Here is a 26,305-nt window from a genome sequence, read left to right on the forward strand (position 1 = left end):
CTTATTCACCTCCCTTCGCTGGATACTGCTTACCAACATCAGCAAGAGGAATATAATTTCCATTAGCAATCAACTGATCCCCTTCGGGACGTAGCGGTAAATCTTCCTTCTCTCTCACTTCGTTAGGAGTCATACCCCCATTGTTAATGGCAATCGCATAAGCATCCCAACGCTCTTTAAATGTTGTTCTCATAAGCGCATCAACATTAAACTTAAAGTAGTATCCCTGTTGTTGCTCACGACTAGTAAGCAGTTTATATCCAATCTCTTGCTCATATTGTGTAATAATTGGTTGAAGAGTATCAACCCAAAACGCTGTCTGTTGTGCTTCAACACTTGAAAACGTTGAAGAGGAATAGTCATTTAACATACTCGGCTTAATTCCGAAGGCTGCCGAAATCTGCAATGCTGTATGTTTATTAAGCTCCAGAAATTGACTCTCAACCATTGTTGTCTTAATCTGTTGGAATGAAAAACCAAGTGGGATGGGAAGAATTTTACCCGCATTCTTAACTCCCGTTGCCATCTCAGTAAATTGCTGTTGCATCTTCTCTCGTGCTTTAGGCTCGATATCCCCTGTATACTGGAGCAATCCTCCTGCTGTAAGCCCTGAACGGAAGTAAGTATTTATATATCCCTGTCCAGACTGAGCATTCTCAATATTAGTCTTCAAACAATCAGCAACAGACAATCCAGTAATACCATCTAGACTTGTACTTGTCTTAAAATGCATCACTTGATTATGCGTAAGTTTATATTGTTTACCTGATTTGTCGGTGTAGGTATACCAAACCGCATTATCATTTCCTATCAATCCAGCATCATCAATCCATATCTGTACAGATTGGCTGGGTAAGATATATAACCCTTTAACCTTCCCCTTATTCATGTCGATATAGACAAAAGCATTACCATGATGATTTCGATTCATTTCTACACTCGCCCAAAATGTGAACGCTGTTGTATATGGATTTGGACGAGTCTTAGTAATAGGATAGACATTATGACCATTAGCCTTAATACTGCCTGTCTCAGTCTCCTGATAGAGTTTGAGAGGCAATTTCCCGATACTTTCACTAAGCAATTTAAGGCATGTAAAATATGTAATCTCGCTTAACCTATTCTTATCCACCGCTGCTGGATTGATCCCCAATACCTGAAGGAGATTGTCAGAAACGCTATCTTTTATGTTCTGTTGATGTCTTCTAAATACACCCATTTATTCACCTCCTTCAAGGTAACGTTAAATACCACCCGATACCGAACAATACAACACCTATTGCATATATACCGGCTATCGTATTGATCATAAATGTTGCTGCTATGATTGCTATTAATCCTGAAACAATAAAAAAATCCTCAACATGATTGAGAATTGTCTGTTTGATATTCTGTTTTTTTGCCATTCTATCCCCATCCTAATTGCTTTAGATATTCTTCATCTACGGTTGGTAGCTTATATTCTTCGACTGTAGTATTTGCAACTGCCCTAGTTAATCCCATAAGCATAGCTATAATTCCATCAATCTTATACTTTGACTTAGTTTTATCATATTTCATACCGTTTTTGTCGGTAGCAACAACATTTCCAGCCATCCAAGTTAAAACAGGATTATTTGCTATGATTAATCTATTTTCCATAAGTAGGTTTTCAAAGTCGTTAATGGCAGGAGCCATTGTCTTGCCACCTTGACCCATTGTAACTACAGTAAAATCTTTTTCCATCGCAGAAATAATACCTATTGCTCCCCAACGATCAAAACCAATCTCCTCAATCTGAAACAAACCATTCAACTCTTTTATATAACTATGTAATTGCTCAAAATTAATGAAAGCACCATCTAAAGCTGTCATATATTCTTGTTCAACATGAACATCATATCTAATATTGTCTCGTTCAGTTCGGTCTGATAGCGTATCTTTGGGCGTAAATAGATGCGGATATACGATATACTTATTGCTACTTTGGTCATAAAACACCTGAACAAGAGCTGTAATATCATTGCTTGCTGACATATCCAAACCGCACCAACAAGGCATGTTATATAATTCCTCTAGCTTCACATCAGCTAAACAATTGCGCCACAAGTTCATATTAATTGCTGTCTCGCCATCTAATGAGACATGCTGATTAAGATATAAACGTCTAAACGCTGCTTCCCTTGTTTTGAGTTTCTTAGCCTTCTGCGCCAAGTCCATTAAGTCATCATATTTACGGAAAGTTCCGAGAGCAGGATTTGCTTTGAACCATTGCTCTTCATCGTCTAGTTTACACTTAGGTTCAGCTTCAAATATGGCATAAAAAAAAGACTCATTTTGAGTCCTACCCGCTTCGATATCTTTAGCATAGTTGTATAATTCCATTTCAAGATTGTTCGGATCATTACCAGATGAAGCCGTGGTAAGCGTTATGAGTAATGGTTCATCCCATATTCCCATACCTGTACGGAGTTTATCATATAGATTTCCATTCTTTGATTCATGGATTTCGTCAAGAATACAATACAATCCAGCATAACTATCAGCATTTGAAGCATCTGAACTAATCACCTGTAATTTACTGTTCATATTCTTCTTCTCAATAATCTTACGGCTGTCTTTAATATGTACGAACTTCTTCAGTGTCTTGTTGTTATCGATCATATACTTAATCGTATCGAACAGTTCAGATGCTTGCTTTGTCGTGTTCGCTGTGACCAGGATTGCCGAACCGAATTCATTTTTACAATAGTACAGATACGTAATGATACAAGAGATGATGAAGCCTTTCCCATTTTTTCGTGGAATGTTTATATGAGCCTCACGATATCTCCTGAATTTATCAATTCGTCGCTTTACACAGATAATTGATGTACAGATGTCAAATTGAAACTTGAGAAGATTGATTTTCTGTCCCTTTTTACCTTTATCAAGTTCTAGTTTACTAATGAAAGTATGAAATTTTCTCGCTTCAATATCATCATAGTAATACTTTTCATCATTATATTTGACCTTAAGTTGCTCAATCCATTGTTCAATATTGCCGCTAGTTTGAATTGCTATTTGTAGTTTTGCAAAGTCATTCAAGTAATCACCTTATTTCTGGATCATATCCTCCATTTCACTGTCAGAATCGTCATCATCTTTAATGATTAACTCCTTAAGCTTTGATCTTTCGCGTGGAGTTAGAGCGAACTCTTTTATAAAAGAAAGCATATTCTTCATGGCATTGTTAGCAATGGATATCTCAGGGATCTGTTGCCTATAACCAGTCTCAGTGGTAAAACATAAATCACCATTCTTCTTGATTGCTTTTTCAGCTTCAATCCAATGCTGAAAACTGGCACAAAGAGCTGCTAAGGCAATATCATCACCTAATTTCCATTTGCCATCTTCAATAAGCATTTTAGATATTTCCTCAAACTTCTTCTTTGCCTCAGCTTTTAAGAATGTTGGCACCTTAATTTCTGTTTCCATGTTCCCCCTCCCCTCTTATTTTTGTCGAGATATAAACCACCCCACTTGAAAATTTCATGTTGAGGTGCAAACAACACTGGGGATGCGGTAATAAGACTTCTTCGTCTTAACTTCCACATGCCCCCTATCAGATTCAACATAATATTACATGGTTCTATGATATGAGTATATTTTTAGTCGAAATGCATATATTGATAGTATGGACAACAATTAGTTGTCTAAAAAAAGGGAGGTCATCTAGATGACAAAAGTGATTGGAGTACCTATCGGCAACTTCATGTTAGTATTGGTAAACGAAGTAGTTACCATAAGTGAAAGAAGAAGCACAGATACTATCCAGAGTCTGCAGCAGTTGTTTATGCAACCTGTGTTCTTAGTCAGTGTTCCTAGGTATGGAGCACCTAGACTTAGAGGAATGAACGCCGCTATCTTAAATCAACTCTCACGTTTAAATGTAAGCAGAGTCGCTTGGAGAGAATACTCATTCTTCTGATTAAATGGTAAACAAGGGAGTAACTTTGCGGTTATTCCCTTTCTCTAAATAAAGCAATTTAGCTTTCAATTAATGAGTCCATATTTCTTCTTATCCTCAGCAGTCTTTTTATTATGATGTTCGTGACATAAACTTCTTAAATTATCTAAAATCAACCTCGATTCAGGAAACCACTCAATTGACTTAATATGATCAACAACATCTGCCTTAATCAATCGCTTATCATCCAAACAATCACAACATAAATAATGATCTCTAATCAACGCTTGTCCTCTGATTGTTCCCCACTCAGCACTATGATAAAATGCTGAAGCTTCCTTGTTTCTCTTATGTTCATCATAGAATCTATTCCGTTCAGTCTTATCCATCTGCTCCTGCTGCTTATGCTTATTACAATACCGCTGACCAATATTGACCAATTGATTACAAGCAGACTTGTTACATATCTTCTTTATTGCCATCCAATATCAACTCCTACTAGTTAAACGTTTGCTCGATAATTGCAATCTAATAGTCTTGACCAATTTTTAATTCTGGACTCCGCATCTCTTCTACTATAAGAAGAATCAATTTTAGATGAATGCTCTCCTTTAGCAAAGTAGATAATATACTCACCCAGACTTATATCTAGTATCAACTCGTAATCCATTTTAATCCTCTCCCTATTCTCTCAACAGATACTCTCCAACTTCCCATCATTCAGCACATATCCCTATCTTCACAAATAAAAAAGCACCCCGAAGGATGCCTGAAATTGCATTTAGTCTTTAATTCCGCTGTCTTTACGCTCAACATGTCTCTCAACTTTATATATATTAGAACGTCCAGCACCAACACCATATGCAGAGGACTTCCGCTTTTTATAGCCCAACGTTTTACCTTCTACAAATACTTCATCCTTAGGAATCCTCTTCGATCTAATTGCATCAATTGATCCAGGATTCTTCCAAAGTGGCATCAATCTATGTGGAATTAAGCGATCATTTTTCACTTCGCTCCATCGATCTTCGTAACAAATTTCACCTAATTGTTCTAGAGCTGGTTCTTTAATTCCTTTTATATCAAGCACTTTCTTAAGTGCATTGTGGAAATCATGTAAATCTTGTGCGTGTGGTCGAAAGATCATCACACTACTAAGTAAAGTCCTTAATTCGATGAGATTATTTCTCTCTGAAATAAAATTATTAAGTATCAAAGAACCTGATGCTGCATCGACACTGCCCTTAACCACTCCAAATCGAATTATACACCTTGACCCAACTCTTAGACTTCTTTCAGTTAAAGGGTTATGAATCACAAAGTTAGCAGATAAATGTGGTGTATTACAAAGTTCGCAATTATCACTAAAACCTTCACTCGTTGAGTCAATTACATCACTTAAAGACCACTCTTGCCTTGCTTCATCAAACACCTGTGAAAGACTGTTTGTGAGGACACTGCGAGTAACAAATGGACTTGGTTCAGACAGGATAATATTTGAATCAATTCTAATCTTTCTTGTCCGAATTTTCTTCTGCTTACTTATGACTGTTGGCAATGGGCAAAACCTCCTAGGGAACATTTGCTCCTGTATTGGATTCCGTTACCAATATATCACAGCATTTGTCATTCATCAACATATATTGTCCTCTTTTATCGTGCTACACAATATTTTGTGTTATTTTGTATAATTCTGTCTAAAGTTTATTCTTATTATCATCGAATACTACTGCATAAAGTTCAAAAGAAATGACTTCTAGCCGAATGCAAAAAAAATCAATATATTGTGCAACTTTCTCATTGACATACACAACATATTGATATAAATTGGATATCGTAACCAGATGTCACACACGAAAAGGGGTGATCACACATGGCTAAATCAAGTACACGAAAAGTAACATCTCCATACATCGCAACTAAGGCTTCTAACGCATTAAGTAGTAATCGGACTAGCGCTTTAACCAAATCTCTAGCTGGCTCTGCACTCTCACAAGCGCGCGCAAATCGTAAGAAATAATCATCAAAAAGGAAGGTGAAGTATACCATGGCTAGCAAAATTCGCATTAATATCAAGTCGTCCATGTCTAAATCACAGATCAAAAATGAAGTTAACAGAGGCATGAAAAAACTGGAACAGCAATTAGTTAACGATCTGAAGCGCAAACTTCAGTAGTCGCGTTCTAAAACTTCATAACCTCCTATTCTCCTCCAAACGCCAGATAGTGTTTGGAGAATTTTTCTTGGACTACTCTCCTTTAAAATTGACACAACAAAAAATCCACTCCACGAGGGGAAGTGAATGTTTATCTTGAAAAGGATTTTACGCTATACTAAATTTACCAATTCAATTAGTTAGGAAGCGATAATAATGATAGATTTTGAAAATGCAACAAATGAATTACTTTACGAAGTGACTAAGCAAAATAATCTCCATACTCTTAGTAACTTAAAATGGATACATGGACTACAGAAAATCGGAAACGTCAAACTGACTTATGAACCAAGTGTGTTAATTTATTTTACTGTAGATGATATGAACGTGAGTATTAATTATGTAGCATGTACATCAAACGCTAATCGAAGATACTTTGAATTGAAAAGAACAGATAATCCTCTGATTAAGCAATCAACTCATTTTGCCTTTGCTCATACCGAACCTCATAAATTATATTTAATTCGACAAGAAGTGAAGAATTTTAAAGCGTACTTAGAAATGGATAAAAAAGGGATTGTTCCTATATTTAAATAAATTAGAGGGGTTTTTCTCCTCTTTTTCTTTTAAACACAACAAAAAAGCCACCTCGATTTGAGATGACTTGTCAGTCTACTATTTTTAAACTGTTTTAGTTATCAACCTATTAATATGACATAAATCATCAGAATTAATGGTCTCCGTAATAAACTGAGGATGGTCTGTTTTTGTTTTGACATCTACAAACAATTCGGGACAAATGTCGCTTCTGTTAGTAGTCAATAATCTAGTATCCATCCGAACATTATTGATAATAAAGGACTTGTCACAATCAATTGTGGTTTTAAGATTGAAAGGGTTTCTTAAAATATCAGAATTTTCTATTATGGTATTGATAGGTGCCATGGTACTAATTAAATGTGTTGGCTTAAATTTCTGACATTTGATAAATTCTTTGTTTGAGCCTTCTTCAATACAAATGTACATATGTGTATCAAGCGCTAACTGAGAGCTAATATTTGGGAAAGGAAGGAGCATTCTAACAACCTGCTTTTTGTTAATCAACTAGAATGACACCATCCTCTGATATGGAAATATACACTGGATTGAGCAACTCTTGTTGACTTGCGATCATCATAAGCGTCTCCCTTTGATCCTCAGTAATCTTCAACATATCTTCCTTGCTAATTATGAAACTTTTCCCAAACACTTTTATCACTTCCACCGAATCGATGTATTCAATGGAATACATCTCTTTAAATGTAATCATTAAGTTTTTATCTTCTTGATTAAAGTCTTCTTTATGGAGGCGAACTTGTCTTTCATTTTCCCTAATTTTGTATTCTTTCGCTTTCCAAATGTTGAATTCATGAGTTAGAAGAGATAGTTCATCCTCACTCATAATTTCAACAAGAAACCCAGCCAGTTTAGCAAAATCATCGTTTATGATATCTGGAGTAGTATTGTATAATTTTTCGACATTATTATTGAATTCGCTTCTTTCGTATGTGTAATCTCCATAAACATCGCTAAAAACAGGTCCTTTTTTATACCCTTTTAATGAAGAAAATTGTCCATTTCCATCTTCTGTTTCTGCTAATGATTCGTAAAAGAAAAGAAATTTTTGTAATTTTAAATCTGACCCGAAATCATTTGGTTGATTTTTTTTCAACCATCCACAATAGACCTGTTTATGATGGCTAGAATTCAACAAATCATTTCCACCTCCTTAAAACATAAACAATGCCATACGAACATTGTGCGAACAATTGTTCTCTTGACATACCTATATTATGCCACAACTCTGTACATATGTATACGTTCATAGCGTAGATTCTAAACAAAATTTTACCAAACGGCAATAATTAAATTAGTTCTGTTTACATATCATCTAGACCACGACAAGATAGGACAAGAGGACTAGGGAACGTTTGTTTGATTGTTGGATGATGTAAAGCAATGACAAATTTCGGAACCAAATATGTAAATTTTTCGTAGATAATATCAAAATAACGAAAAGGTGTGATTGGGATGGAATCCGTACTTAATATAGGTATCGCTACTTTTGTGATCAGCGTACTTATAATTATCTTAAAAGCCATTGGACTAATGAATTCATCAAGACTAGAAAGACTTCTTCTTACAGATTACAAAAGACTTCTCGCTTATATTTCAGAATACTTAATTATCGTATTTGTCATGTGCATTGGCGTTACATCTGCAATAGTTAGCTTCTCTGGAATAAAGCAACCAGAAGTAGTAGTTGCATTGTTCTTATCTATTTTTCTCTTCGCAAATCTTCTAAGTATTTTAATCTATAATACGAGACACTGGATTATTAAAGAGACTACCGTTTACTATGTCGAAGATAATGATCAAAACAAACTCTATATTCACAAAGCCGTTTCCGAAAGTGAAATATTACTCAGTAGATCTCCAATATTTAATCGTATGATATTGGACAATATATTGATTCGTCCAAGAATTATTTTGCATGACAAAACTATAAAATCAGAAAAAGTTCCTCGACGACCTTAGAAATCACACGAATAAAGAGCCGACCACAAAGGTAATTACAGAATGCTAAAATAGTTAAAAGGAGTTGACCATTATGTCACTGTTAGTGAACAGTAAAGTCAAACTTGTCCTTAGCACACTCTTAACAATGATTGGCTGCTTTCTGATGCTTACTTCAACCGAAAGTGAACCTTTGTACATGATAATCTTCTATCTCATTTTCATCATCTTAGGCTCGTCTGGTTTGACACATTTATTTTTGTCACAAAAATATAAGAATAAGCCCACCCGTTAAGGTGAGCGTAATGTACAAAGACCGTCCTCAGACAGTCTTATCGGAGGAATACCGAGAGTTAATGAAACTCTCGAATTCGTATCTGCCTTATTTTTTAATGTCCCGAGTAACAGACTCACGCTGAGACGGTGGGCAACCTTTTAATGGCTCCCCAAAGATCAGACGATGGCAGGACAAATATAAAAAATTTTTAACTATATACAATAATAACTTAATTGTCAAACGAAAAAAAAGTGGAGAACAGAACTCGCTTTTTGATCCATCTCTCTCTGTTCTCCCTAATAGGGTTTTTCGTATTATTCAAAAAACCCTTTAAATTCGTACCTTTTAGATACATTTTGTCACATTATCGATACAACTCAACCGGACATCTCTATCCTTCTTTTCGCTCTCTTTCTCTCAGTATCTAGCTTCTTATCATTCAACGTCTGACAGCCATTACACCTACATTGACGCTGCTTCTCGATCATAAAATCTTCCTTGCAATCAGCACATATGCCTATGCCCTTATTACTCTTAATATGTCTAACCACCTGTTTACCGTAACATTCCCATAGAATGATCTTGCTCTTTTTCTCTTTGTATAAATAAGGAATTAGAACATCGACTATATGCCCAGTGTCTTTACACACTTCGGACATTCCCCTCTTTATTTCCTTATTAATTAACTTGAGATTCGTACCTTTACGGCTTGTCTGCTTGAGCTTTTCCTTCAGGCACAACTTATATTGTTCAATAATCTTCTGTTCTAATGCTTTATCTTTTTTACGTCTGATATTGCTCATAAGAATATTAATATCTAACGTCCCTACAACTTCATTAAACCGAATATTTTTATCTGGAATGATTGCCATTAAGCGATTAACAGTACTATTATTTATCGGCTCAACTTCACTTGCCTTTTTATCTTTGGCGTATTTAAAAAAGTGTGGGAGCTTACCGCCTATAGCCTTTTTAATCCTATCGTTTATATGTTTAGGACGTGTCGGCATAAATAGTGTTTTCGCTTGATCTATTTGAAAATTATTCTCCATGCATAAAATTTTTATTAACTCTAAATCAGGATTTTCACTATTCCAGACTTTAGATATGGCATTCGAGTATTTCCCTATATTCCCTTTGAACGCCATCAACAATCCATCATAGATGCTATCATTACTTATAATCTTAGCCTCAGAAGTAGCCATTTTATAATAAAGAGGTACGATATCATCATTCTTCATATTTCGTTCTGCAAGTCCAATGATCTTCTCGTCTGCGACTACTAAACTATCATCTCCGTCACAATCGAACATTAGAAGTTTACTAATCAGGTCGTGGCTGCTAGTATACAATCCATCAGTTACAAACCATTTGCTTCTATTCTCATCGACCATATTATTTCTGATTCCATGCTCTCTGTAGAGATGAGGCGAACGTAGACAAAGCAATCTATCATTATTTGGATACAGATTACAGAACACTTCACCATCAGACAATAATCCCTTTGGCTTATCGATCTTCATAAATAACTTTTCCATAAAGGCGTAAACGTCCGGAATTATGAATGTATATTTTGCATCGATTTCCACTTTCCCATATCTCGCCTGTTTGATCATAGACAATCTTGCATCCTTAATATTGCCTTTAGAATAATCATCTGCTACTAACTCTGGCACTAATTCTAATGCTTGCTGTATAGGTGATTGACTTCCTTCACCAACACCAAGTATCTTCAGCATTGTATCAAGATCCGAACCTGCTAAGTTAATATCTTCTATTGTCTTAGACGCGATATGTAGCAGCTCTTCATCTGTAATATCGGTTAATGATCCTAGTGTCTGGTATCCTAATTTCGCATTACCTCTATCTTCATCTTCACTGCATATGCCTGCAGAACAACCATACGCCTTGAAATTATCCTTATAATCCTTCCATGAATCGTAATATTTCCACATCTTAAACTGTGATTTAGTGAAGATAATTCGGATGTCATCCTTTATGATATTCCAGGGTTCGTTCCAGATATCTATAACCTTTGGAGATGCATCCTTATGACTCTTCAAAAATTCATCAAAAGGGGCAACTGCCATTAATCCTTTAAACCACGGCATACGAAATTGGAAATTAATTGCATTCTCACTTGGAAGAATCATCCCACAACCATCAGTATGAGAAATGGGTACATCCATAAACTTTCTAGTTATGTCATATGTCTCATGATCAATAAAATCTACTTCACCGTTTACCATAGTCTCAAAATCATCAACAACGATTGCTTTATCAATATCAAAATCATCCCACGGCTTACTAGATGATTGAGATAGTGCGAGATAGGCTAAAAACTTGTTCATGTTTACGCCCTTATGTTCAGACTCATTAATTCGATCTACAGACAACCCACACATTAAAGCATCCCTATATTTATTAAATACTTTCTCTTTGATCATAACCGCTTTTGACGTGCGAATTTGACCAGCACTAGCTGTAAAGAATATGTACTTCTCATCACAATACATGAAACCTTGCTTGATCATTGACTCTAACACTTCGGTATAACTGCTCTCAAATATCATAATATCCATCGTTAATTTATCTAACTCAATCCCCAATGTACGACTTAAAATTGATGGAAACATTGAGATGATATTATGTTTCAGGGGTTTTCTTGTCCCTGTAAGAAGACCATTGTGATCTCTAACCTCAACTGTCAGAAATTCTTCTCTCAAACTCCGAATTCCCTTATGACTAGATATCTCTTCCTTTAATGCTGCCTTTGCTTCATCAATTTGCTGATCAATGAATACTGCATCGGACACAATACTATCTTCATTATTTTCATCAGATTTCTCAAATTGCTTTTTGGCGCCGCGAGATTCTTCTCTTAATTTGTTCAGTACATATTCTTTATCATTCTCATCATTCGAGAAGAAAGCTGAAGCTGGTAATGAGTATAAATGGAATTGTTCAGATTGATTAGATTTATTGTTGGTCATGTAATGCCTCCTATTGGATTATGAAAATGCTGCTTCAAGGACACGACCATTGGTCGCCTCCTCAATCAAATGGATCTGAGTAATCTTCCTTGACGATATCTGACTTCAACTGTTCTGAAGATGCTATACGAATATATTTATCAACCATCAAATTATAGAAAAGTGCATAATCATATTCGTGACTGGCTTTCATTTTTGCAGATTTTTTAGTGTCTACCATTCCAACTGGAGTGATTCCGCCCCATGCCATAGCCTCGTTGAGTATTTCTTGCCTTGCTTTTTCTTGTCTCTTTCTAGCATTCTCAACAATGCTCACGCAGAACTTATTGTTTAACCTGTGAGAAATTTCTTGAAATCCTTCAAGACTATAGATATTCACGTTATCATTAAAATTCTTACCCATGACTTGGCAAACTTCATATTTATCAAACTTACGCAAAACATTAATGTCAAATAAACGTTCGTCTAACTCTTCTTTATACTCGATGTATCTCCCAAAATTGATACATGTTTGCAAGTTCTTACAGTTCATCTCTTGTAACAATTCAAATTCTATCATCGAGATCTGTTCAATCTGCTCGTCTGTAGCTTCAGTACATTCACCGTCATTATCGAATATGAATGTACGCTTGCAGACCGTTATTAATCCTTTTTTTTCCAACCTCTTATAACTTGCCTTAATTTGTGTATTGTACATACCTCTCACTACTGAAAAGAAATCCCAAACGTAATCTGTGTGATAACCTATTGAGTCTGCTACTTTTTTTATACTTTCTTTGCTTTCGACAATACTGTAAATCTTTACCCCGTTCATATCCAAATAATCCTGCCAACCAGTTAAAGTTTCATCTATGGCATGTCTAGCATATATCCAGAATAAAATCATATCATCAACATATTCGGAGTATTTGCTATTGTTACCGCCTACATTATCAGTCCTACCGTCTTCCTTTGCTTGTACAGTATCATATATATTATTTACAACAATTTTTCGTTTCACTTTTTCAAAATCACAGTATTGTGCCAACTCTTTCAATATACTTTTTCTGCTATCTGTGCTGTCTATATATTTCCTATCCATAAAACCAGCAACATCTTTCATACTTTTAAATACGTACGGTAACTTCAATTCCTTAAACTTTTCTATCACATGCTTTCCCCTTCTCATTATTCGCTATTCTCAAAACCGACTATCTTTAAAACTCCTATATATTTACTCAAAATACTTATTCACTCAAAATTTTAAATAATCCTTATAAATAAAGGATTTTATAACTTATCTCAGACAATGGACATTTAAAGATAGTCGGTTTCTAAACGACTATAAAATGCAAACTAACATAAAAATATGGTTATTAACCTTAGATACTCTTATTAAATGATGGATAATCCTGTATGGCTAGTTCAAGCTCATCGTTACGTGTGAACATAAAGAACGTTTGATTAGAAGTTGGATGGATCGCTTTAACAATAAACTCTATTCCTCTTTCATACCTAATCCATTTCGCCATGTTTTTGTTGAAGCAAAAGTAAAAGTTTTTGGCTGTAATTGTTTCCTTGTTCATTTATTCTCGTTGTCCTCCCAGTTCCTTTATTAACTACAATGAAAAATTGTCATCATCTACAGAGTCAAGGTGTTTGTACCCTCTGTAGATGATGATGTGACTTTGTATTACTTTAATATGGAGTCATCGTGTGATTGCTTTACTTTGTCTTCGACGCTCTGCTCAAAATATCTTCATTAATTATGCTGAAATAAGCGTTATCTTTGCTGTACATAACCATTCCAACCACATTTGATATTGATAAATAACATCGTGCAGTAGAATCAAGATCAGCAGTTTCAAGGGTTAACACTTTAAAGTCCGTGTCATAATCGATCAACCAATATTTGATTTCGGTATCATTTGATAAAACGCAAGTCACACGATTCTCTATTAATTCATTTAACTGATTAGTAAATTTCAAGAATAATTCCTCCTATGGATTCGTAACTTTAATTTGATATAAAACGGTCATTTCACGCTTTCAATTAACCCAATGTGGGTATTAGTAAATAAAAATGTGTGTATTACCTTGACCGAAAGTGGGTATTCGTGTTATTATACCCACATACGAGATATTATCTCTTCGCACTGACCCACTAGATCAGTCGAAGTTCAGCTTCATCAGCCTCACATCCTCTCCAAAATAATAGAATATCGAAAATTGCAGACTCAGCCAATAGGCATGGGTTTATACTTATTTTTACGAATATTTACCCGTAGCCATAGCGTATCATTTTAAACTTTCGAAAGTCAATAGTTTTGAAAAATAGTATTATATTACTTTCGATAGCATCCTCTTCTTTCTCCGCAAGGTTGTCAATCGCTTCCTTATCTCCCCAACCCTCTCATGGCTGATATCTCTTCTGCTGCCTTCCCTGATAAGTAAATCCCATTCGGTCATGACTGGTTCTGACTTAATTCGGAAGTCGTGATTCACGTCAATAGGATTTCTTTTCTCATCATCCCTAGCTAATTCCCGACAGTCGAGATCAAACACATTATCAGCGAAGAAGTCGATACGACCGATTTTCTTGATTTGTTTATGAATCATCTGTTTTCGACATCCAATTTCCTAGCTACAACCCTCAAAGCGTCAAACAACACCTTAGTTAAGGTAACACAGACTCCGATGCCAACAGATGAGACTCCTGTCCTTTCTAAAACCCATGCAATATAAAGAAACCACATTCAAAATCAGCTCCTCTTAGTTGTTAATTCAAATCTAGCAGATAATCAAGGTCAAATATAGCGCAAAAATGTTGCGCCAAATTGTGATTGACAGGTTGATAAAATTATGATCCCAGCCTAAATAAGAGGATAGAAATCATTATATACTTCATTGATCGTATCGCTCATTGTGTCAAAATTATAATCCCAAATGGCGAAGAATCTAGAATGCAATTCTGGACTCCAAGAATCTAACATAACCAATTCAGCTGTCCATGGGACATCTGGCACCATGTTCTGATTTGATTCGCTGTGTTGGTCAAATGTGTACAATAACTCAACCAGATCTGCCTTGCTACCATTGATTGCTGCTTCCAGACAATTATCGAGTGATGCTGTACAATTTTCGTTTGGGTTGATTTTGAATGTTGGAACCATGAGTAATTGAATAGTTTGTGTAGTCATTTGAATTGCCTCCTATTTGGTTGTTTGGATTGCTAGTTTATACGCTCTCAGGCGCTTGTAACGGCTCTCTGGAGGCTTTGTTGCGTTGGGTTGCCTCTTTAGGGCCATGAAGTAGACTGAGCGCTGCACTGGTTTACCCTGTACGTGTACCATTGGATACGTTGGATGATTGTCTTAGGCATGGCATCAGCTCCTTTCGTATGTAGTTGTCAATTATCTTATATACAAGATGGAATCGGATTTCATATACCAGTCTCCCTTTCGTATGTAGTTGTCAATGATCTTGATGCTATATTAAGTGGAGTGCTGTACACGACTCCAACGGAGGGGATTCCCCAAACCCATTATGCACTATTGCATAATGATTAGTCAACATTATTTTAATTTGAATTTGCATATTGTATAATGATTATATTGGAGGTGTATTAAAGTTGTTGGATGTCAAACCTAAATTAACATTGATATTAAAAGAACGTGGAATTACTCAAGCAAAATTATCAGAGCTATCTGGAATACCTCAATCAGCTATAAGTCGATTTGATCGAAATACTCAACATTCTGACACTCATCTATTTGCTATTGCTAAGGCACTAGGATTAAATGTAGAGGATTTATTCGAGGTTGTTGAATGATTACAGTTGAGAAAATTACATAAATGGAAAACAAAAAAAGGCTTCCTTTGAATGAGAGGCCTCAGTCTTACTATGAGGAGATGAGAAGTTGACATAATAGAGGACTCTATCACCATCCCTGATACACCTGTAATACGTTGTAAGTCGTGTGGCGTTATTATTCGACCATATAGAGGCTTACAAAGAGAGTCTGATGTGAATACAACGCTAGGATTCTTATATATTTGACTTTCGTTTTAATTTAACACTTTGCATAATAGCACTCTCAAATTTTCCCTTAAGCTTGTTAATTAAAGCCTTTTCGTTCTCACTTGTAGTAAGCCACAATTCACTGTACTGATTCACAAATGCTTGCCACAATACATTAACATTATCAGTTTGCTCAATCTCTAATGCTTCAGACCATATTTTTTTGTCAGGAATAGCGTTCATTATTTTTGAAAATATCTCGCTTAGTTCTTTAGAGGCAAGTTTTGAAACTAAGTCTTGAGTATAAGATAAACTCGGCACAATAGACATAACTTTAGGTGATTTAGATCTTTTGTTACTCTGTTGGGAAGCCATTCTTATTATCTGCACTTTAATTATACTTTGTGTTTCTAAATGATCTCCTTGTATACTCATATTCATAATATTATATCCGCAAGAGGACAGGCATTTATCTATTTTATCCAATTGAAAACTAAGCAAATTATTAATCTTATCTTTCCTTGTTTCGTTTTTTTCCCATCCCCTAACTTTATAATCAACGTCCTCAACCCTTATATCATTAAGCAGTTCAACATGAAAGCTGACTGTCATTTTATATTCATATTCCTTATTTAACTGACTATCTACCAATATCATATTTTCTTCGATTTTCCTGCTTATATCTGAGTCAAAAATATCAGTATCTTTTAATATAATCTCCACATTCCTAACCTCCCGAATTTTCTATTTAATTTCTCAGTACCATTAAATACATGATAGTCTATTAAATAGAAATATTCATTCAGAGATAACATTGAATTTTGACTCATTTTGTTGAGAAGGAAATAAAATAACCTCCTGAGATGATGGAGGTTTTGTTTTATATTTGTTCTTGAATTACATACTGTGACAGCTTCCTCTTTTTATCCATCATATACTGGATAAAAAAGGAGATGAAGATATGAAAGTAAAACTTGATCATGATCTAAAATATATGTTTGTATGGCTGCTGCGAGAAGAAGACACACAGGAGATAAATGAAAGAATCGAACTAGAAGCAAAGGAAATGAAGTACAAACTTATTACTTATGTTTCTGGGACGGGAAGCTTAGAGACAGAAATTGAACAGCTTATTATGAACAATATCTGAGAAGCATCAAGATCCTTAACTTCACACATTTTTTAAGTAATTCAGATCTCATATGACTAGGAGCACATTACCCCAATTAACTAATTTTTTTCATTTATTGTTTCATCGTCCTTTGTTTCCTAATAAGTCGAATTCTATGATGTTTCCATGCGTAAGAAATTACATGCTCATAGAAAACATCTGCAAAATCTTTCTCGCCGTTGTGCCATGTTATCTTCATATCTTTTTCAAGTTCTGCAAGCCGTTTCTTTTCTTCGTTAGTAAGTATCATAATGTGTTCACATATCAACCTCTGAATTTATTTCCTTTATATTCTTTCCATGACACCTTAAAATCATCCAATTAATTCACATCCGATTTTCTCTGCAAGTTCTTCTTGCGTCATACCAGCTCTCCGACGACAAGCAATCATCATAAGACACATAGTTTCATCGAATTTATACATTGTGAAGTTTTCGCCATCCTCAATTAATCATAAATGCTTCCAACATATGGGAGCCTTCTCATTTTAATCACTCATCATTCCACGTTCAGAAACTCTTCAATTCTTTGATATATACTATCTTCATCTGCTTCATTTTGAATGAAATCTCCATATTGGAAGACAAGGTTATCAACCTCTTCATCCAGTTCCATTATTAACTCCAGATTTTCTAATTTCTCTCTCGGAATAAGTTCTAAATCATCAACAACTTGTTTATACTTTTCCGTCATTTGGTTTACAAGACTTTGTATTTGTATGATGCTATTAAAATAATATGTTAATGGCTCTTTTAACGCTCTAATTTCTTTGGTAATCTGATTCAAGTCGCGTCTTAAATCATGTTCATTGTAGGATATATTTGTTTTAATTAATTCGTGATCGATTCCACTACTGGCAAAGTGCATGATTGGTAATACTTCATCTTCAATTATCTCTTCAGTTTCGTTTAATAATAATAAATCTTTTTCAAAGAAGATATTTGTTCTATCTTCAAAGCAAACCTCGTACTTATTTTCTATAATTCTATTGATCACTCCAATTTGGTTCTTGTATAATTTAAATTCACCCACTGTTTTAACTTTGTCTCCAATACTAAATCGCATGTTCATCCCCACATTTCATCGAACTGTTAGGAATATAATACCATTAATCAACCGCGCAAATAACCCATAAATAAGACTACCGTCTCAGAAACAGCCTTAAAAACTGTATATAGACATAAATTCAATATTTTATTCAACATACAGCCATGACAATGTTGCACAACCTCCTTTTCGTTGGACCCCCTGGAACAGGTAAAACCATGCTTTGTCGACGGCTTCCTACATTGATGCCTCCGCTTGATGATGAAGAGGCTCTCGCCGTTACCAAAATATTCAGCATCTGCGGCAAGCTGAACAATGCGCAATCCGGCCTCATTCGCAGACGGACTTTTCGTGCTCCTCATCATACCATTTCGACTGCAGGGCTTATCGGCGGAGGATCTATTCCGAAACCTGGTGAGGTAACACTCGCTCATCATGGGATTTTGTTCTTGGATGAAATGCCTGAGTTTTCCCGAACAAGCTTAGAGGCACTACGTCAGCCACTTGAAGATAGAGAAGTAACCATCGGACGCGCTAGAGGGGTTTGTCGTTTTCCAGCTCGATTCATGTTAGCTGCATCAATGAATCCGTGTCCGTGCGGCTACAATGGTGGCGGGGTGAACGATCGGCCTTGTACTTGCACTCCAACAGCAATCGCGAGGTATCGCGCTCGAATGTCGGGACCACTCGCTGATCGCTTAGATTTACAAGTCGAGCTCCCACGCCAGACAGTCCGACCAACCTCTGAATCCGGGATATCCTCCGCACAAGCTAGAGAAATCGTGATGGATGCCGCTGAACGACAAAGATCCCGTTATGCGAAGCACGGGATTCATTGGAACAGCCAGCTACAAGGACCACTACTGAAAAAGTTCACCAGACTTTCCTCTGATGCCGAAATGCTGCTCCAGCAAGTTTACGATCAGTTGGGTCTCAGCTTTCGCGCACATGACCGAATTCTTAAAATGTCACGTACGATTGCCGATCTTGCAGGTAGAGAATCCATTCGCTCCGAGGATGTCGCGGAAGCGATTAGCTATCGCTGCCTGGATCAGGTAGCCGAGTGAGTGCACTACATTCCTATCTCCAATCCACTACTCCGCCGCTTAATTAGCACGTTTACTATTTGCTACGCATTTAATATGAGGTAGCTAAATAGAAAAGAGGCGATCAAAGTGGCTGGAGTAAAAGCTGTCCCTCATCCTGATTTGGTACTGATAAGTTGGACAAGGAATCCCCTTGTACCCGGTTCAGCGCGCAGAATTATTGAGGCCAGAGTTATTGGTAATGCTAGCCCCTGTAGGGCTAATCTGAGACCCCAAGAATTGCTTAGTACTGCCTTGGCCTGCTTATTAGACAATGATGTTGGCTTCAAAATTGTGTTTAGAAAAAGGACTTCAACAATAAGCGGCTACTTATTGCTGCAACGTAATTAATAGACTTTGGTTGAGTCAAATCCGACCGAACCACCCGAGCCATAATAGTCCTTCCCTTCCCACACTTGGGTGGAACTGCCGGAAACGATGACCACCATGGTCCGACCACACTTTTATCGAGGTTCCTTTTGATGAGCTCAAAGTCGGTTTACATAGAAAAAGCAAGGAAGCTATTTGCTTCCTTGCCCGATGTCGATCATTTCCAGTAATGCTGCAGGGATTTGAAACTCTTTATCATTGATAATTATCCGCTTCGCTATCTCACTGTTCTCATGGTTTTCTTTAATTTCCGCAACTTCATTATGCAATCTTTCCATTTGCTGATCCAATGCGGCTGCGGAATCCGCTGCTTCCTTTAGTTCCTGCAGAAGTCTAGGGGGCACAGCCTCATTATATTTATAAAAAATCTTATGCTCCAGACTCGCCCAGAAATCCATAGCAATTGTTCGAATCTGAACTTCTACATAAACCTGTTCTTGACGGTCAGACATATACACTGGCACCTCAACGATCAGATGCAAGCTCTGATAACCGTTTGGCTTCGGATTCTTAATATAATCCTTCGTTTCCACGATCTTAAGATCGCTTTGATTCAGCAGCATATCGTAAATTCGATAAATATCAGAAACGAACGAACAAGTAATCCTTAAACCGGCAATATCCTTAATATTTTGCTTAATGCTTGGGAAAGAAACTTCACATCGTTTCCGATGAATTTTGTTCAACATGCTTTCCGGTGATTTCAATCTAGATTTCGTATGCTCGATCGGATTGTAATCATGAAGAAAGTTAAATTCTTCCTTCAAGATCTCGATTTTCGTTTCCAAAGAGTCCAATGCAAATTTGTACATCATTAAAAACCGGGTAATTTCATCTTTAAATCTTTTGAATTGCTCCATCGGTAGGGGTAGATTACTCAGATTAATTCATCCTTTATCAAAGCTTATTATGTGCGTTCAAAACTCTGCTTTACTGACCAAGCAAAATACGAGTATACGGAGAATCGATTGGCAGCATGATCACCGGCTCATTCTCAAGCGTAGTCACGTAGCTTTGCAGCGTCCGATAAAAGCTATAAAACTTCGGATCTTTGCCATAAGCCTCATTGTATATTTTCGCAGCTTCTTGCTCACCCTGTGCAATGATTTTCTTGGCATCCGCTTCCGCTTGTGCAAGTAATTCAGTTGCGGTACGATCGGCTTTAGACGTTATTTTACGAGATTCCTCGTCACCCTCGGATAAGTAACGAGCTGCGATAGATTCCCGGTCAGAAATCATTCGATTATATACGCTTTGTTTGTTTTCTACAGGTAAATCAGTCCGTTTAATACGTACATCGATGATTTCAATCCCATAGTTATCTTTGACAAACGCATCACTAACATCTTTCGTAATGTCATCGTTGATGTTTCCTCGCGAGGTATTCTCACTAATAATATTATCATAATTCACTTCAGAAAGCTTGCGACGAACGGTATTGTATACTGCCTCATCTATCCGTTGCACACCACCACTAACCGTTTGTACGGTTTTCAAGAAGTTTTGCGGGTTCTTTATTCTCCATACTGTGTAATTATCGACAATTAATGGCTTCTTATCTTTTGTAAGAATCGTCGCGGGATTACTTTCGTATGTCATTTGAAATTTCGGCAACTGGGATACACTTTCGATGAATGGAATTTTAAGATATAGGCCAGGACTCTCTTCAACCCTTACCGCCTCGCCGAACTTAAGAACAACCTTATACTCGCCTTCTTTGACAACAAACAATGATCCCGCTCCAATAATAATGACGACGATGATGGCTGCAAGCCAAATTATTAATCGTTTACTCACTTCGCCGCACCCCCTTGCTGTGCTCCTGCAGATCCTGAGGCTGCGTTAGAAGCAGCTCCTGTGTTACGCAGTAATTCATTAATTGGTAAATATTTAACGGTGTCCCCGCTTGAATCGGAGATGAATATTTTCGCTTTTGGCAATATTTTCTCTAATGTTTCGATAATTAAGCGACTTTCAGTTACACCTGGGTTTTTTGCATACTCTGCAAATATCGCATTAAACTGAGCCACGTCACCCTCGGCATTCAATATACGTGATTTCTTCACACCTTCTGCATTTTCAAGCATAGCCTGCGATTCTCCACGCGCTTTCGGTATTTTGTCGTTCTCGTATTTAGCTGCGTTGTTAATCTTAGTGCTTTTTTCCTCACGTGCATTCGTAACCTTACGGAAAGCTTCCTCTACCTGCCCGCTTGGCGGCTCAATGTCTTGAAATTTGATATCGATAATCTGCATACCTGTATGATACTTCCCTTGAAGCTCGAGCAGTTTTTCGCGAACCTTTTCCTGAATAACGGTTTTGCCATCAGTTATCGCATAATCGAGTTTCTCAGAACCGATTACGGAACGAATGGATGAACTTGCTGCGTTGCGCAAAAACTGCTCTGGCTTGTCTATATTGTATAAGTATTGTTGAATATCACTTATTTTCCACTGCACGACTGCATCTGCGGATACGATATTCTCGTCTCCCGTAATCATCATTGCTTCCTCTTCTACGGGTGTAACAACGTCTCCCTCTTGCCGGTAACCGATGTAAATACGCTGCGTGAGCTCAGCTGGTACGATAACAACCTGCTGAATCGGATAAGGCCATTTAAAATGGAGCCCTGCTGTTGTTTCCCCGGTATATTTGCCAAACGTGAGAATGGCTGCTCTTTCCTGCTCCTGAACCGTATAAAAAGAAGAATACGCGAGAATAGCCACAATTAACGCGGCAACGCCAATACCGATTTTCTTGAGCAAGCCTGGCGGTAGATCTAGTGGATTTTTCGGTCTTTGCGGAATATTAACTAGTTCCATTAAGATTTGTTCCTCCCCTGATTGCATTCTATTGCTTCGTAGTTGTTTACGTAATTGAGCCCATTTCGTTTCATAAATTTATCCAATCAGCTAGTATCTACCTGGTCAGTAACAAAAATAAACGTAAACCGCACCCCTTAGATGGTCGTTTACGTTTAGGTAAAAATGGATATGAAAGCCCAGTCATTAGTCGTTATGGCTCATAATCTATCCGGGCATTTGGAGTACTTCTTAGAAAATGATCATTAAAAAGCACCCTGGAGATGCTTAACTTCGCGCACGGTGCCATCGCTGTTCAAGGTCACGGCAACGACATCAAATCGCATGGAGCATCGTAGAGCGTTGCATTGCTTCAAATAGATCATAGCCAGCTCGCGGACTTGACGGCATTTGCGTGGTGTTATAGCTTCAACCGCCGAACCAAAGCGGGTCGGATTTGTTCGCGCTCGGACTTCAACGATTACGAGCTCCTCACCGTCCCGTACAATCAGATCTATTTCACCGGAGCGACAGCGCCAATTGCGCTCCACCAATAGATAACCCAATTGCTGTAAGTGCTGAGCTGCAACATCCTCCCCTATCTTGCCTACCGCCTTTCGGCGGTCTTTAGCTAAGGGGAATGACAAATGGGCATTAACGTCTTCCATGAGCGCTCATCACCTCAAGGCAAGATTTGTTTATTGCTTTTGCTATTTAATCCGGCACGACGATCAGACCGGTATATGAAGCTCAACACTTCTGCGACAAGCTGATATAACTCAGGGGGAATTTCCTGATTCAAGTCTAGCTTGGAGAGGACCTCTACAAGGGAGGAGTCCTCCTGAAGGGGAATTCCGTTCTCTTGTGCTCGTCGCATAATCTCGTCAGCTATGGCACCTTGGCCTTTGGCGATAATCGTAGGCGCAGAGCCTTGTTCCGGTTCATACTTGAGTGCTACCGCTTTTTTGGGAACATTCCGTTTGTGGGCGCCCGAAGGATTCATGCTTTATAGTCGACTCCCTTGTACGGTTTGGTAGCATATGCACTTGCAATCGCGGTTCCTTTTTCTCCACTTGCTGAAGACAATGCTGAAGCAGCTGAGCCGCTCTTCCATTGCGGAAGAGGTGAAGTTGTTAGCGATAAGAGCTGAAATCCCGCAGACGACATCCCCGTAGCTAGCTCTTCGCGAGCAGCGTCAAGTAGCAGCGGCATCCCTGGAAAGTCACTGAGTAACTTCAAAGAGACGATTCGGTCGACAACTTGCACATCTACGAGTGTATCTCCTAAATTGCGCATCTTCAAATCAAACAGCATATGACAATTGTCAACGTCCCATTCCCCACGACGACTGCGTCGCGTTTGAACATGGACAGTGGCTGTTGTATCTCCATCCGAGCCCTTCATAGGTACGAAAAGCGTCATATGGCTGAACGGAGCTACTGTGCTCCGATCGGAGGAAAGTAGTAGCTGCTGGCCGGTTACCTGATTGGCCAGAGTTTGTGCCGCCTCCCGGATCATGGGAGGCACATCGTCATGCGTCGCAAGGGCGAGCAACGCGCCCTTGAGCGACTCCGCGGCAGGCCGCGACTCTTGTCCGGGGGCATCCGCCCCGGACGCAAGAGCTGCGGCTGTGCCTACCGGAAGCCCGGCGTTATCGCCGGGCAACATCCGCGGCTCGACGTTGTGCATGAGCTGACGCTCATGCCCGACGCCGAGCCATTGCAGGAAGCGGCCTATCCACGCCGCTTCTGATTTAGGGGCTGACGACTGCGAAGCGTCAGCCTGGTTCATGGCGCGGGCGCTGTCGGCCACCGCGCTAGCATTAGCTGCAGTGGCTGGGCGATTCGCCGCCGCTGCTTGGTTCTCTGCCACCGATGGGGCCTGGAAGGCCGCGGCGGGCGGCGCATTGTTTGGTAAAGCAGCCGCGCGCGATGCGTCCGGCTGCGCTGCACTCGCTCCGCCGGCGCCAGCTTGCGGAGCAACAGAAACCGGCGGCGTCGCTTGTGAAGCAGCATTCGATACTACTTTCCCAGCCCCTACATCGCCCTTGGTAGCAGCCGCGTCCGTAGCGGTCTTATTCAGCTCCCCAGACAATGTCGACCCCGTGGCTGCATTTCTCAACAAGTTAGCTGCTTGCGTCTTGTCTCCATCCGATCCCTTGGATGTCGCAGACTGACTGGTGCCTTCATCTCCTGATAGCTGGGTTTCTCCTTCTGCTAGTAACGCAGCACCTTGAGATAACAAGCTTTGGAGCTTTTGTCCTAGTGCTGCTGCATCCGCTGAAGGAGCCTTTGCCCCACCCAGCCAGCTTTCAACGGCAGTACGCAAATTCGCGAGTTCTTCATGAATGGGCTGGCCAAACAACGCTTGCCTAAGGGACGATATCGTCGTCTCTGTAGGCGTTAACCCCCGCCGAAATGCGACATCAGACGCGCTGGCCCACGAAGCTGCGTCAACACCGGCAGGCTTCAAAGCGGCCGCCGTATTAAAATACGCCGCAGCCTCCTTCCCAATCGGATGACCGTCACGCTTCAATCCGCGCAGCATGTCCATTGCCCATTTTTGCTCTGGTAAGCCAAACGTCTTCAGTACATCCTTCAGTCCTTCTTCAGGTAGCATCTCCGATAAATCCGCTAGTGTCTTCAGTGTGACTAACCCACCGGTTCCTCCTGACTGAACTTGCAGGAGAGTACTTTTCCCCACTTGAATTTCCGCATCGAGCTTAGCCTTCACCTGAACACCGTTGATGTTAACCAAAGCCTCTTGGTTTTCCAAGAGCTCCAAGATGACGCCTCGAACGATTTGACCGACCTTCAACTCCAGCGCACGTCCATCCGCTGGTTGGGCGTCCCCCATCATGGCCCGAAGCATGGGGCCGATATTCATGCTCATTCCTCATCCTCCTAACCAACAACTTTCGTATACTGTTCAAAAAAGTCAGCTTTTTTACACGTAGATATTCCTAGTCACTGTTTCCATTTCAAATCTATCATTTTCAATGTGCAAGCTCACATCTCATTACTTTATGTATCGGTATTTGAGCCCTATCTAGTGAATGAAATTCTTCTCATCCACCCCTAGAATAACTCCTGCTGTTCAATAAATAATCCCTTTAGAAAGCTTCGACGATGCAATGGAGTTGGTCCTAGCTCAAGCAGAGCTTCCCGATGAACCTTCGTACCATATCCTTTATGTGCTGCTATCCCATAGCCAGGATATAACGAATCCCATACTTCCACGCAAAGTCGATCACGCGTAACCTTGGCGACGATCGATGCAGCTGCAATCGATTGGCTTAAGCTGTCGCCCTTAATAATGGCCATCTGCTCGATATTCAGATCCACGGTTTCCGCATCGATAAGTAGATACTGTGCGGACACACTCAAGTCTTGCACGGCTTGTTTCATAGCTAATCTCGAAGCTTGCCTAATATTAATCGTATCGATAACAGAAGCTTCAACACGAGCTACAGACCATGCAACCGCTTCGCTCATAATGAGATCGTATAGTCTGTCCCGTTTTTTCTCGCTCAGCTGCTTCGAGTCATTTACTTCCTCGAGTACTAGTCCAACGGGTAAAATAACTGCCGCGGCAACGACATCCCCGAACAAACAGCCCCGTCCAACCTCGTCCACACCTGCAACCGCCGATAAGCCCTGCGCCCACAACGTACTCTCATATTCCAATCGATTTATGTCGCTCATCTATTAATTGCCTCCTAAATCCAAACCGTCTTCCTATTGTCAGTCATGAATTGCCGGATGCCAAGTTTTATTTTCGAACACACAAAAAAACACCCTTTAAATGGGCGTTAATCAAACTACCGTTCGTCATTTTTTAGATATAATATCATTCCCTCAAATAACTCCCATACAAATAAACCAAGTTAACGCAGGTATGGC

General features: G+C 38.8%; 30 protein-coding genes. 7 read left to right on the top strand and 23 right to left on the bottom strand.

Going from position 1 to position 26,305, the window contains the following annotated elements; genetic code table 11:
• Window position 1 precedes the first annotated feature (1 nt).
• The 6 genes from M1K58_RS23940 to M1K58_RS23965 form a co-directional block, all read right to left on the bottom strand.
• Window positions 2-1,219: a phage portal protein gene (locus tag M1K58_RS23940; RefSeq protein WP_256761415.1), complete on the bottom strand. Its 1,218-nt coding sequence runs from the start codon at window positions 1,217-1,219 to the stop codon at window positions 2-4.
• Between the two features lie 13 nt (window positions 1,220-1,232).
• Window positions 1,233-1,406 (bottom strand): DUF1056 family protein, encoded by a 174-nt coding sequence (locus tag M1K58_RS23945; RefSeq protein WP_256761416.1) that lies wholly within the window; start codon window positions 1,404-1,406, stop codon window positions 1,233-1,235.
• Window position 1,407: 1 nt separating this feature from the next.
• A complete protein-coding gene (locus tag M1K58_RS23950) occupies window positions 1,408-3,066 on the bottom strand; it encodes a terminase large subunit (protein WP_256761417.1) in 1,659 nt (552 codons plus the stop codon).
• 9 nt (window positions 3,067-3,075) lie between these two features.
• A complete protein-coding gene (locus M1K58_RS23955; protein WP_256761418.1) occupies window positions 3,076-3,456 on the bottom strand; it encodes a phage terminase small subunit P27 family in 381 nt (126 codons plus the stop codon).
• A gap of 558 nt (window positions 3,457-4,014) precedes the next feature.
• Window positions 4,015-4,410 carry an HNH endonuclease gene (locus M1K58_RS23960; protein ID WP_256761419.1) on the bottom strand — a complete coding sequence of 132 codons (396 nt, stop codon included), beginning with the start codon at window positions 4,408-4,410 and terminating at the stop codon, window positions 4,015-4,017.
• A 299-nt stretch (window positions 4,411-4,709) separates the two neighbouring features.
• Window positions 4,710-5,486 (bottom strand): hypothetical protein, encoded by a 777-nt coding sequence (locus M1K58_RS23965; RefSeq protein ID WP_256761420.1) that lies wholly within the window; start codon window positions 5,484-5,486, stop codon window positions 4,710-4,712.
• Window positions 5,487-5,801: 315 nt separating this feature from the next.
• On the opposite strand from M1K58_RS23965, the gene M1K58_RS23970 reads away from it, so the two are divergent.
• The 3 genes from M1K58_RS23970 (at window position 5,802) to M1K58_RS23980 (ending at window position 6,680) form a co-directional block, all read left to right on the top strand.
• On the top strand, window positions 5,802-5,948 hold the full coding sequence (locus tag M1K58_RS23970) for a hypothetical protein (protein ID WP_256761421.1): 147 nt from the start codon (window positions 5,802-5,804) through the stop codon (window positions 5,946-5,948).
• 27 nt (window positions 5,949-5,975) lie between these two features.
• Window positions 5,976-6,104, top strand: a complete 129-nt coding sequence (locus tag M1K58_RS23975; RefSeq protein WP_256761422.1) for a hypothetical protein — start codon at window positions 5,976-5,978, stop codon at window positions 6,102-6,104.
• Window positions 6,105-6,299: 195 nt separating this feature from the next.
• Window positions 6,300-6,680: a hypothetical protein gene (locus tag M1K58_RS23980; protein WP_256761423.1), complete on the top strand. Its 381-nt coding sequence runs from the start codon at window positions 6,300-6,302 to the stop codon at window positions 6,678-6,680.
• 84 nt (window positions 6,681-6,764) lie between these two features.
• Here the strand turns inward: M1K58_RS23980 and M1K58_RS23985 are convergent, their stop codons facing one another.
• A complete protein-coding gene (locus M1K58_RS23985; RefSeq protein ID WP_256761424.1) occupies window positions 6,765-7,187 on the bottom strand; it encodes a hypothetical protein in 423 nt (140 codons plus the stop codon).
• Window positions 7,180-7,836, bottom strand: a complete 657-nt coding sequence (locus tag M1K58_RS23990) for a hypothetical protein (protein ID WP_256761425.1) — start codon at window positions 7,834-7,836, stop codon at window positions 7,180-7,182. The genes M1K58_RS23985 and M1K58_RS23990 overlap by 8 nt, the downstream gene beginning before the upstream one ends.
• 317 nt (window positions 7,837-8,153) lie before the next feature.
• On the opposite strand from M1K58_RS23990, the gene M1K58_RS23995 reads away from it, so the two are divergent.
• The gene (locus M1K58_RS23995) at window positions 8,154-8,660 is read left to right on the top strand and encodes a hypothetical protein (protein ID WP_256761426.1); all 507 of its coding nucleotides are present in this window, start codon (window positions 8,154-8,156) and stop codon (window positions 8,658-8,660) included.
• Window positions 8,661-9,293: 633 nt separating this feature from the next.
• Here the strand turns inward: M1K58_RS23995 and M1K58_RS24000 are convergent.
• The 6 genes from M1K58_RS24000 to M1K58_RS24025 all read right to left on the bottom strand — a co-directional run bounded on the left by M1K58_RS24000 (window position 9,294) and on the right by M1K58_RS24025 (window position 15,088).
• Window positions 9,294-11,909, bottom strand: coding sequence for an RNA dependent RNA polymerase (locus tag M1K58_RS24000; RefSeq protein ID WP_256761427.1), 2,616 nt, complete (start codon window positions 11,907-11,909; stop codon window positions 9,294-9,296).
• A gap of 61 nt (window positions 11,910-11,970) precedes the next feature.
• Window positions 11,971-13,059: a hypothetical protein gene (locus tag M1K58_RS24005; protein ID WP_256761428.1), complete on the bottom strand. Its 1,089-nt coding sequence runs from the start codon at window positions 13,057-13,059 to the stop codon at window positions 11,971-11,973.
• A 211-nt stretch (window positions 13,060-13,270) separates the two neighbouring features.
• Window positions 13,271-13,474: a hypothetical protein gene (locus M1K58_RS24010; protein ID WP_256761429.1), complete on the bottom strand. Its 204-nt coding sequence runs from the start codon at window positions 13,472-13,474 to the stop codon at window positions 13,271-13,273.
• Window positions 13,475-13,613: 139 nt separating this feature from the next.
• The gene (locus M1K58_RS24015) at window positions 13,614-13,877 is read right to left on the bottom strand and encodes a hypothetical protein (RefSeq protein ID WP_256761430.1); all 264 of its coding nucleotides are present in this window, start codon (window positions 13,875-13,877) and stop codon (window positions 13,614-13,616) included.
• 351 nt (window positions 13,878-14,228) lie between these two features.
• The gene (locus tag M1K58_RS24020) at window positions 14,229-14,507 is read right to left on the bottom strand and encodes a hypothetical protein (protein WP_256761431.1); all 279 of its coding nucleotides are present in this window, start codon (window positions 14,505-14,507) and stop codon (window positions 14,229-14,231) included.
• A 254-nt stretch (window positions 14,508-14,761) separates the two neighbouring features.
• The gene (locus M1K58_RS24025) at window positions 14,762-15,088 is read right to left on the bottom strand and encodes a hypothetical protein (RefSeq protein WP_256761432.1); all 327 of its coding nucleotides are present in this window, start codon (window positions 15,086-15,088) and stop codon (window positions 14,762-14,764) included.
• A gap of 431 nt (window positions 15,089-15,519) precedes the next feature.
• Between M1K58_RS24025 and M1K58_RS24030 the strand changes: the two genes are divergently transcribed.
• The gene (locus tag M1K58_RS24030) at window positions 15,520-15,720 is read left to right on the top strand and encodes a helix-turn-helix domain-containing protein (RefSeq protein WP_256761433.1); all 201 of its coding nucleotides are present in this window, start codon (window positions 15,520-15,522) and stop codon (window positions 15,718-15,720) included.
• 216 nt (window positions 15,721-15,936) lie between these two features.
• On the opposite strand, the gene M1K58_RS24035 is transcribed toward M1K58_RS24030, so the two are convergent.
• On the bottom strand, window positions 15,937-16,632 hold the full coding sequence (locus M1K58_RS24035) for a hypothetical protein (RefSeq protein ID WP_256761434.1): 696 nt from the start codon (window positions 16,630-16,632) through the stop codon (window positions 15,937-15,939).
• A 238-nt stretch (window positions 16,633-16,870) separates the two neighbouring features.
• Here M1K58_RS24035 and M1K58_RS24040 point away from each other — a divergent pair, with 238 nt between their 5' ends.
• On the top strand, window positions 16,871-17,059 hold the full coding sequence (locus tag M1K58_RS24040; protein ID WP_256761435.1) for a hypothetical protein: 189 nt from the start codon (window positions 16,871-16,873) through the stop codon (window positions 17,057-17,059).
• A gap of 519 nt (window positions 17,060-17,578) precedes the next feature.
• On the opposite strand, the gene M1K58_RS24045 is transcribed toward M1K58_RS24040, so the two are convergent.
• Entirely contained in the window at window positions 17,579-18,145 is a 567-nt protein-coding gene (locus tag M1K58_RS24045) for a hypothetical protein (protein WP_256761436.1), read from the bottom strand.
• Between the two features lie 152 nt (window positions 18,146-18,297).
• Between M1K58_RS24045 and M1K58_RS24050 the strand changes: the two genes are divergently transcribed.
• Window positions 18,298-19,194, top strand: a complete 897-nt coding sequence (locus M1K58_RS24050; RefSeq protein WP_306220667.1) for a YifB family Mg chelatase-like AAA ATPase — start codon at window positions 18,298-18,300, stop codon at window positions 19,192-19,194.
• A gap of 539 nt (window positions 19,195-19,733) precedes the next feature.
• Here the strand turns inward: M1K58_RS24050 and M1K58_RS24055 are convergent.
• The 7 genes from M1K58_RS24055 to M1K58_RS24085 form a co-directional block, all read right to left on the bottom strand.
• On the bottom strand, window positions 19,734-20,417 hold the full coding sequence (locus M1K58_RS24055; protein ID WP_256761437.1) for a GTP pyrophosphokinase: 684 nt from the start codon (window positions 20,415-20,417) through the stop codon (window positions 19,734-19,736).
• Between the two features lie 115 nt (window positions 20,418-20,532).
• A complete protein-coding gene (hflC, locus tag M1K58_RS24060) occupies window positions 20,533-21,399 on the bottom strand; it encodes a protease modulator HflC (protein WP_256761438.1) in 867 nt (288 codons plus the stop codon).
• On the bottom strand, window positions 21,396-22,424 hold the full coding sequence (hflK, locus tag M1K58_RS24065; RefSeq protein ID WP_256761439.1) for an FtsH protease activity modulator HflK: 1,029 nt from the start codon (window positions 22,422-22,424) through the stop codon (window positions 21,396-21,398). The genes hflC and hflK overlap by 4 nt, the downstream gene beginning before the upstream one ends.
• Before the next feature lie 245 nt (window positions 22,425-22,669).
• A complete protein-coding gene (locus M1K58_RS24070) occupies window positions 22,670-23,071 on the bottom strand; it encodes a YraN family protein (RefSeq protein WP_256761440.1) in 402 nt (133 codons plus the stop codon).
• A gap of 14 nt (window positions 23,072-23,085) precedes the next feature.
• A complete protein-coding gene (locus M1K58_RS24075) occupies window positions 23,086-23,406 on the bottom strand; it encodes an EscU/YscU/HrcU family type III secretion system export apparatus switch protein (RefSeq protein WP_256761441.1) in 321 nt (106 codons plus the stop codon).
• On the bottom strand, window positions 23,403-25,295 hold the full coding sequence (locus M1K58_RS24080) for a hypothetical protein (protein WP_256761442.1): 1,893 nt from the start codon (window positions 25,293-25,295) through the stop codon (window positions 23,403-23,405). Before M1K58_RS24080 ends, M1K58_RS24075 begins: the two co-directional genes overlap by 4 nt.
• 185 nt (window positions 25,296-25,480) lie before the next feature.
• Window positions 25,481-26,107, bottom strand: coding sequence for a ribonuclease HII (locus tag M1K58_RS24085; protein ID WP_256761443.1), 627 nt, complete (start codon window positions 26,105-26,107; stop codon window positions 25,481-25,483).
• Window positions 26,108-26,305 lie beyond the last annotated feature (198 nt).

The sequence above is a fragment of the Cohnella sp. WQ 127256 genome, from assembly GCF_024519285.1.
Taxonomy (GTDB): Bacteria; Bacillota; Bacilli; order Paenibacillales; family Paenibacillaceae; genus Cohnella.

Bases quoted from the DNA above. Each gene is read 5' to 3' on its own strand.
- M1K58_RS24000 (WP_256761427.1), bottom strand. From the start codon at position 11,909: ATGACCAACAATAAATCTAATCAATCTGAACAATTCCATTTATACTCA.
- hflK (WP_256761439.1), bottom strand. From the start codon at position 22,424: ATGGAACTAGTTAATATTCCGCAAAGACCGAAAAATCCACTAGATCTA.
- M1K58_RS24070 (WP_256761440.1), bottom strand. From the start codon at position 23,071: ATGGAAGACGTTAATGCCCATTTGTCATTCCCCTTAGCTAAAGACCGC.
- M1K58_RS24025 (WP_256761432.1), bottom strand. From the start codon at position 15,088: ATGACTACACAAACTATTCAATTACTCATGGTTCCAACATTCAAAATC.
- M1K58_RS24075 (WP_256761441.1), bottom strand. From the start codon at position 23,406: ATGAATCCTTCGGGCGCCCACAAACGGAATGTTCCCAAAAAAGCGGTA.
- M1K58_RS23940 (WP_256761415.1), bottom strand. From the start codon at position 1,219: ATGGGTGTATTTAGAAGACATCAACAGAACATAAAAGATAGCGTTTCT.
- M1K58_RS23960 (WP_256761419.1), bottom strand. From the start codon at position 4,410: ATGGCAATAAAGAAGATATGTAACAAGTCTGCTTGTAATCAATTGGTC.
- M1K58_RS24050 (WP_306220667.1), top strand. From the start codon at position 18,298: ATGTTGCACAACCTCCTTTTCGTTGGACCCCCTGGAACAGGTAAAACC.
- M1K58_RS24085 (WP_256761443.1), bottom strand. From the start codon at position 26,107: ATGAGCGACATAAATCGATTGGAATATGAGAGTACGTTGTGGGCGCAG.
- M1K58_RS23995 (WP_256761426.1), top strand. From the start codon at position 8,154: ATGGAATCCGTACTTAATATAGGTATCGCTACTTTTGTGATCAGCGTA.
- M1K58_RS23980 (WP_256761423.1), top strand. From the start codon at position 6,300: ATGATAGATTTTGAAAATGCAACAAATGAATTACTTTACGAAGTGACT.
- M1K58_RS24045 (WP_256761436.1), bottom strand. From the start codon at position 18,145: ATGCGATTTAGTATTGGAGACAAAGTTAAAACAGTGGGTGAATTTAAA.
- M1K58_RS23945 (WP_256761416.1), bottom strand. From the start codon at position 1,406: ATGGCAAAAAAACAGAATATCAAACAGACAATTCTCAATCATGTTGAG.
- M1K58_RS23970 (WP_256761421.1), top strand. From the start codon at position 5,802: ATGGCTAAATCAAGTACACGAAAAGTAACATCTCCATACATCGCAACT.
- M1K58_RS24010 (WP_256761429.1), bottom strand. From the start codon at position 13,474: ATGAACAAGGAAACAATTACAGCCAAAAACTTTTACTTTTGCTTCAAC.
- M1K58_RS23955 (WP_256761418.1), bottom strand. From the start codon at position 3,456: ATGGAAACAGAAATTAAGGTGCCAACATTCTTAAAAGCTGAGGCAAAG.
- M1K58_RS24080 (WP_256761442.1), bottom strand. From the start codon at position 25,295: ATGAGCATGAATATCGGCCCCATGCTTCGGGCCATGATGGGGGACGCC.
- M1K58_RS23975 (WP_256761422.1), top strand. From the start codon at position 5,976: ATGGCTAGCAAAATTCGCATTAATATCAAGTCGTCCATGTCTAAATCA.
- M1K58_RS24020 (WP_256761431.1), bottom strand. From the start codon at position 14,507: ATGATTCATAAACAAATCAAGAAAATCGGTCGTATCGACTTCTTCGCT.
- M1K58_RS24040 (WP_256761435.1), top strand. From the start codon at position 16,871: ATGAAAGTAAAACTTGATCATGATCTAAAATATATGTTTGTATGGCTG.
- M1K58_RS24055 (WP_256761437.1), bottom strand. From the start codon at position 20,417: ATGATGTACAAATTTGCATTGGACTCTTTGGAAACGAAAATCGAGATC.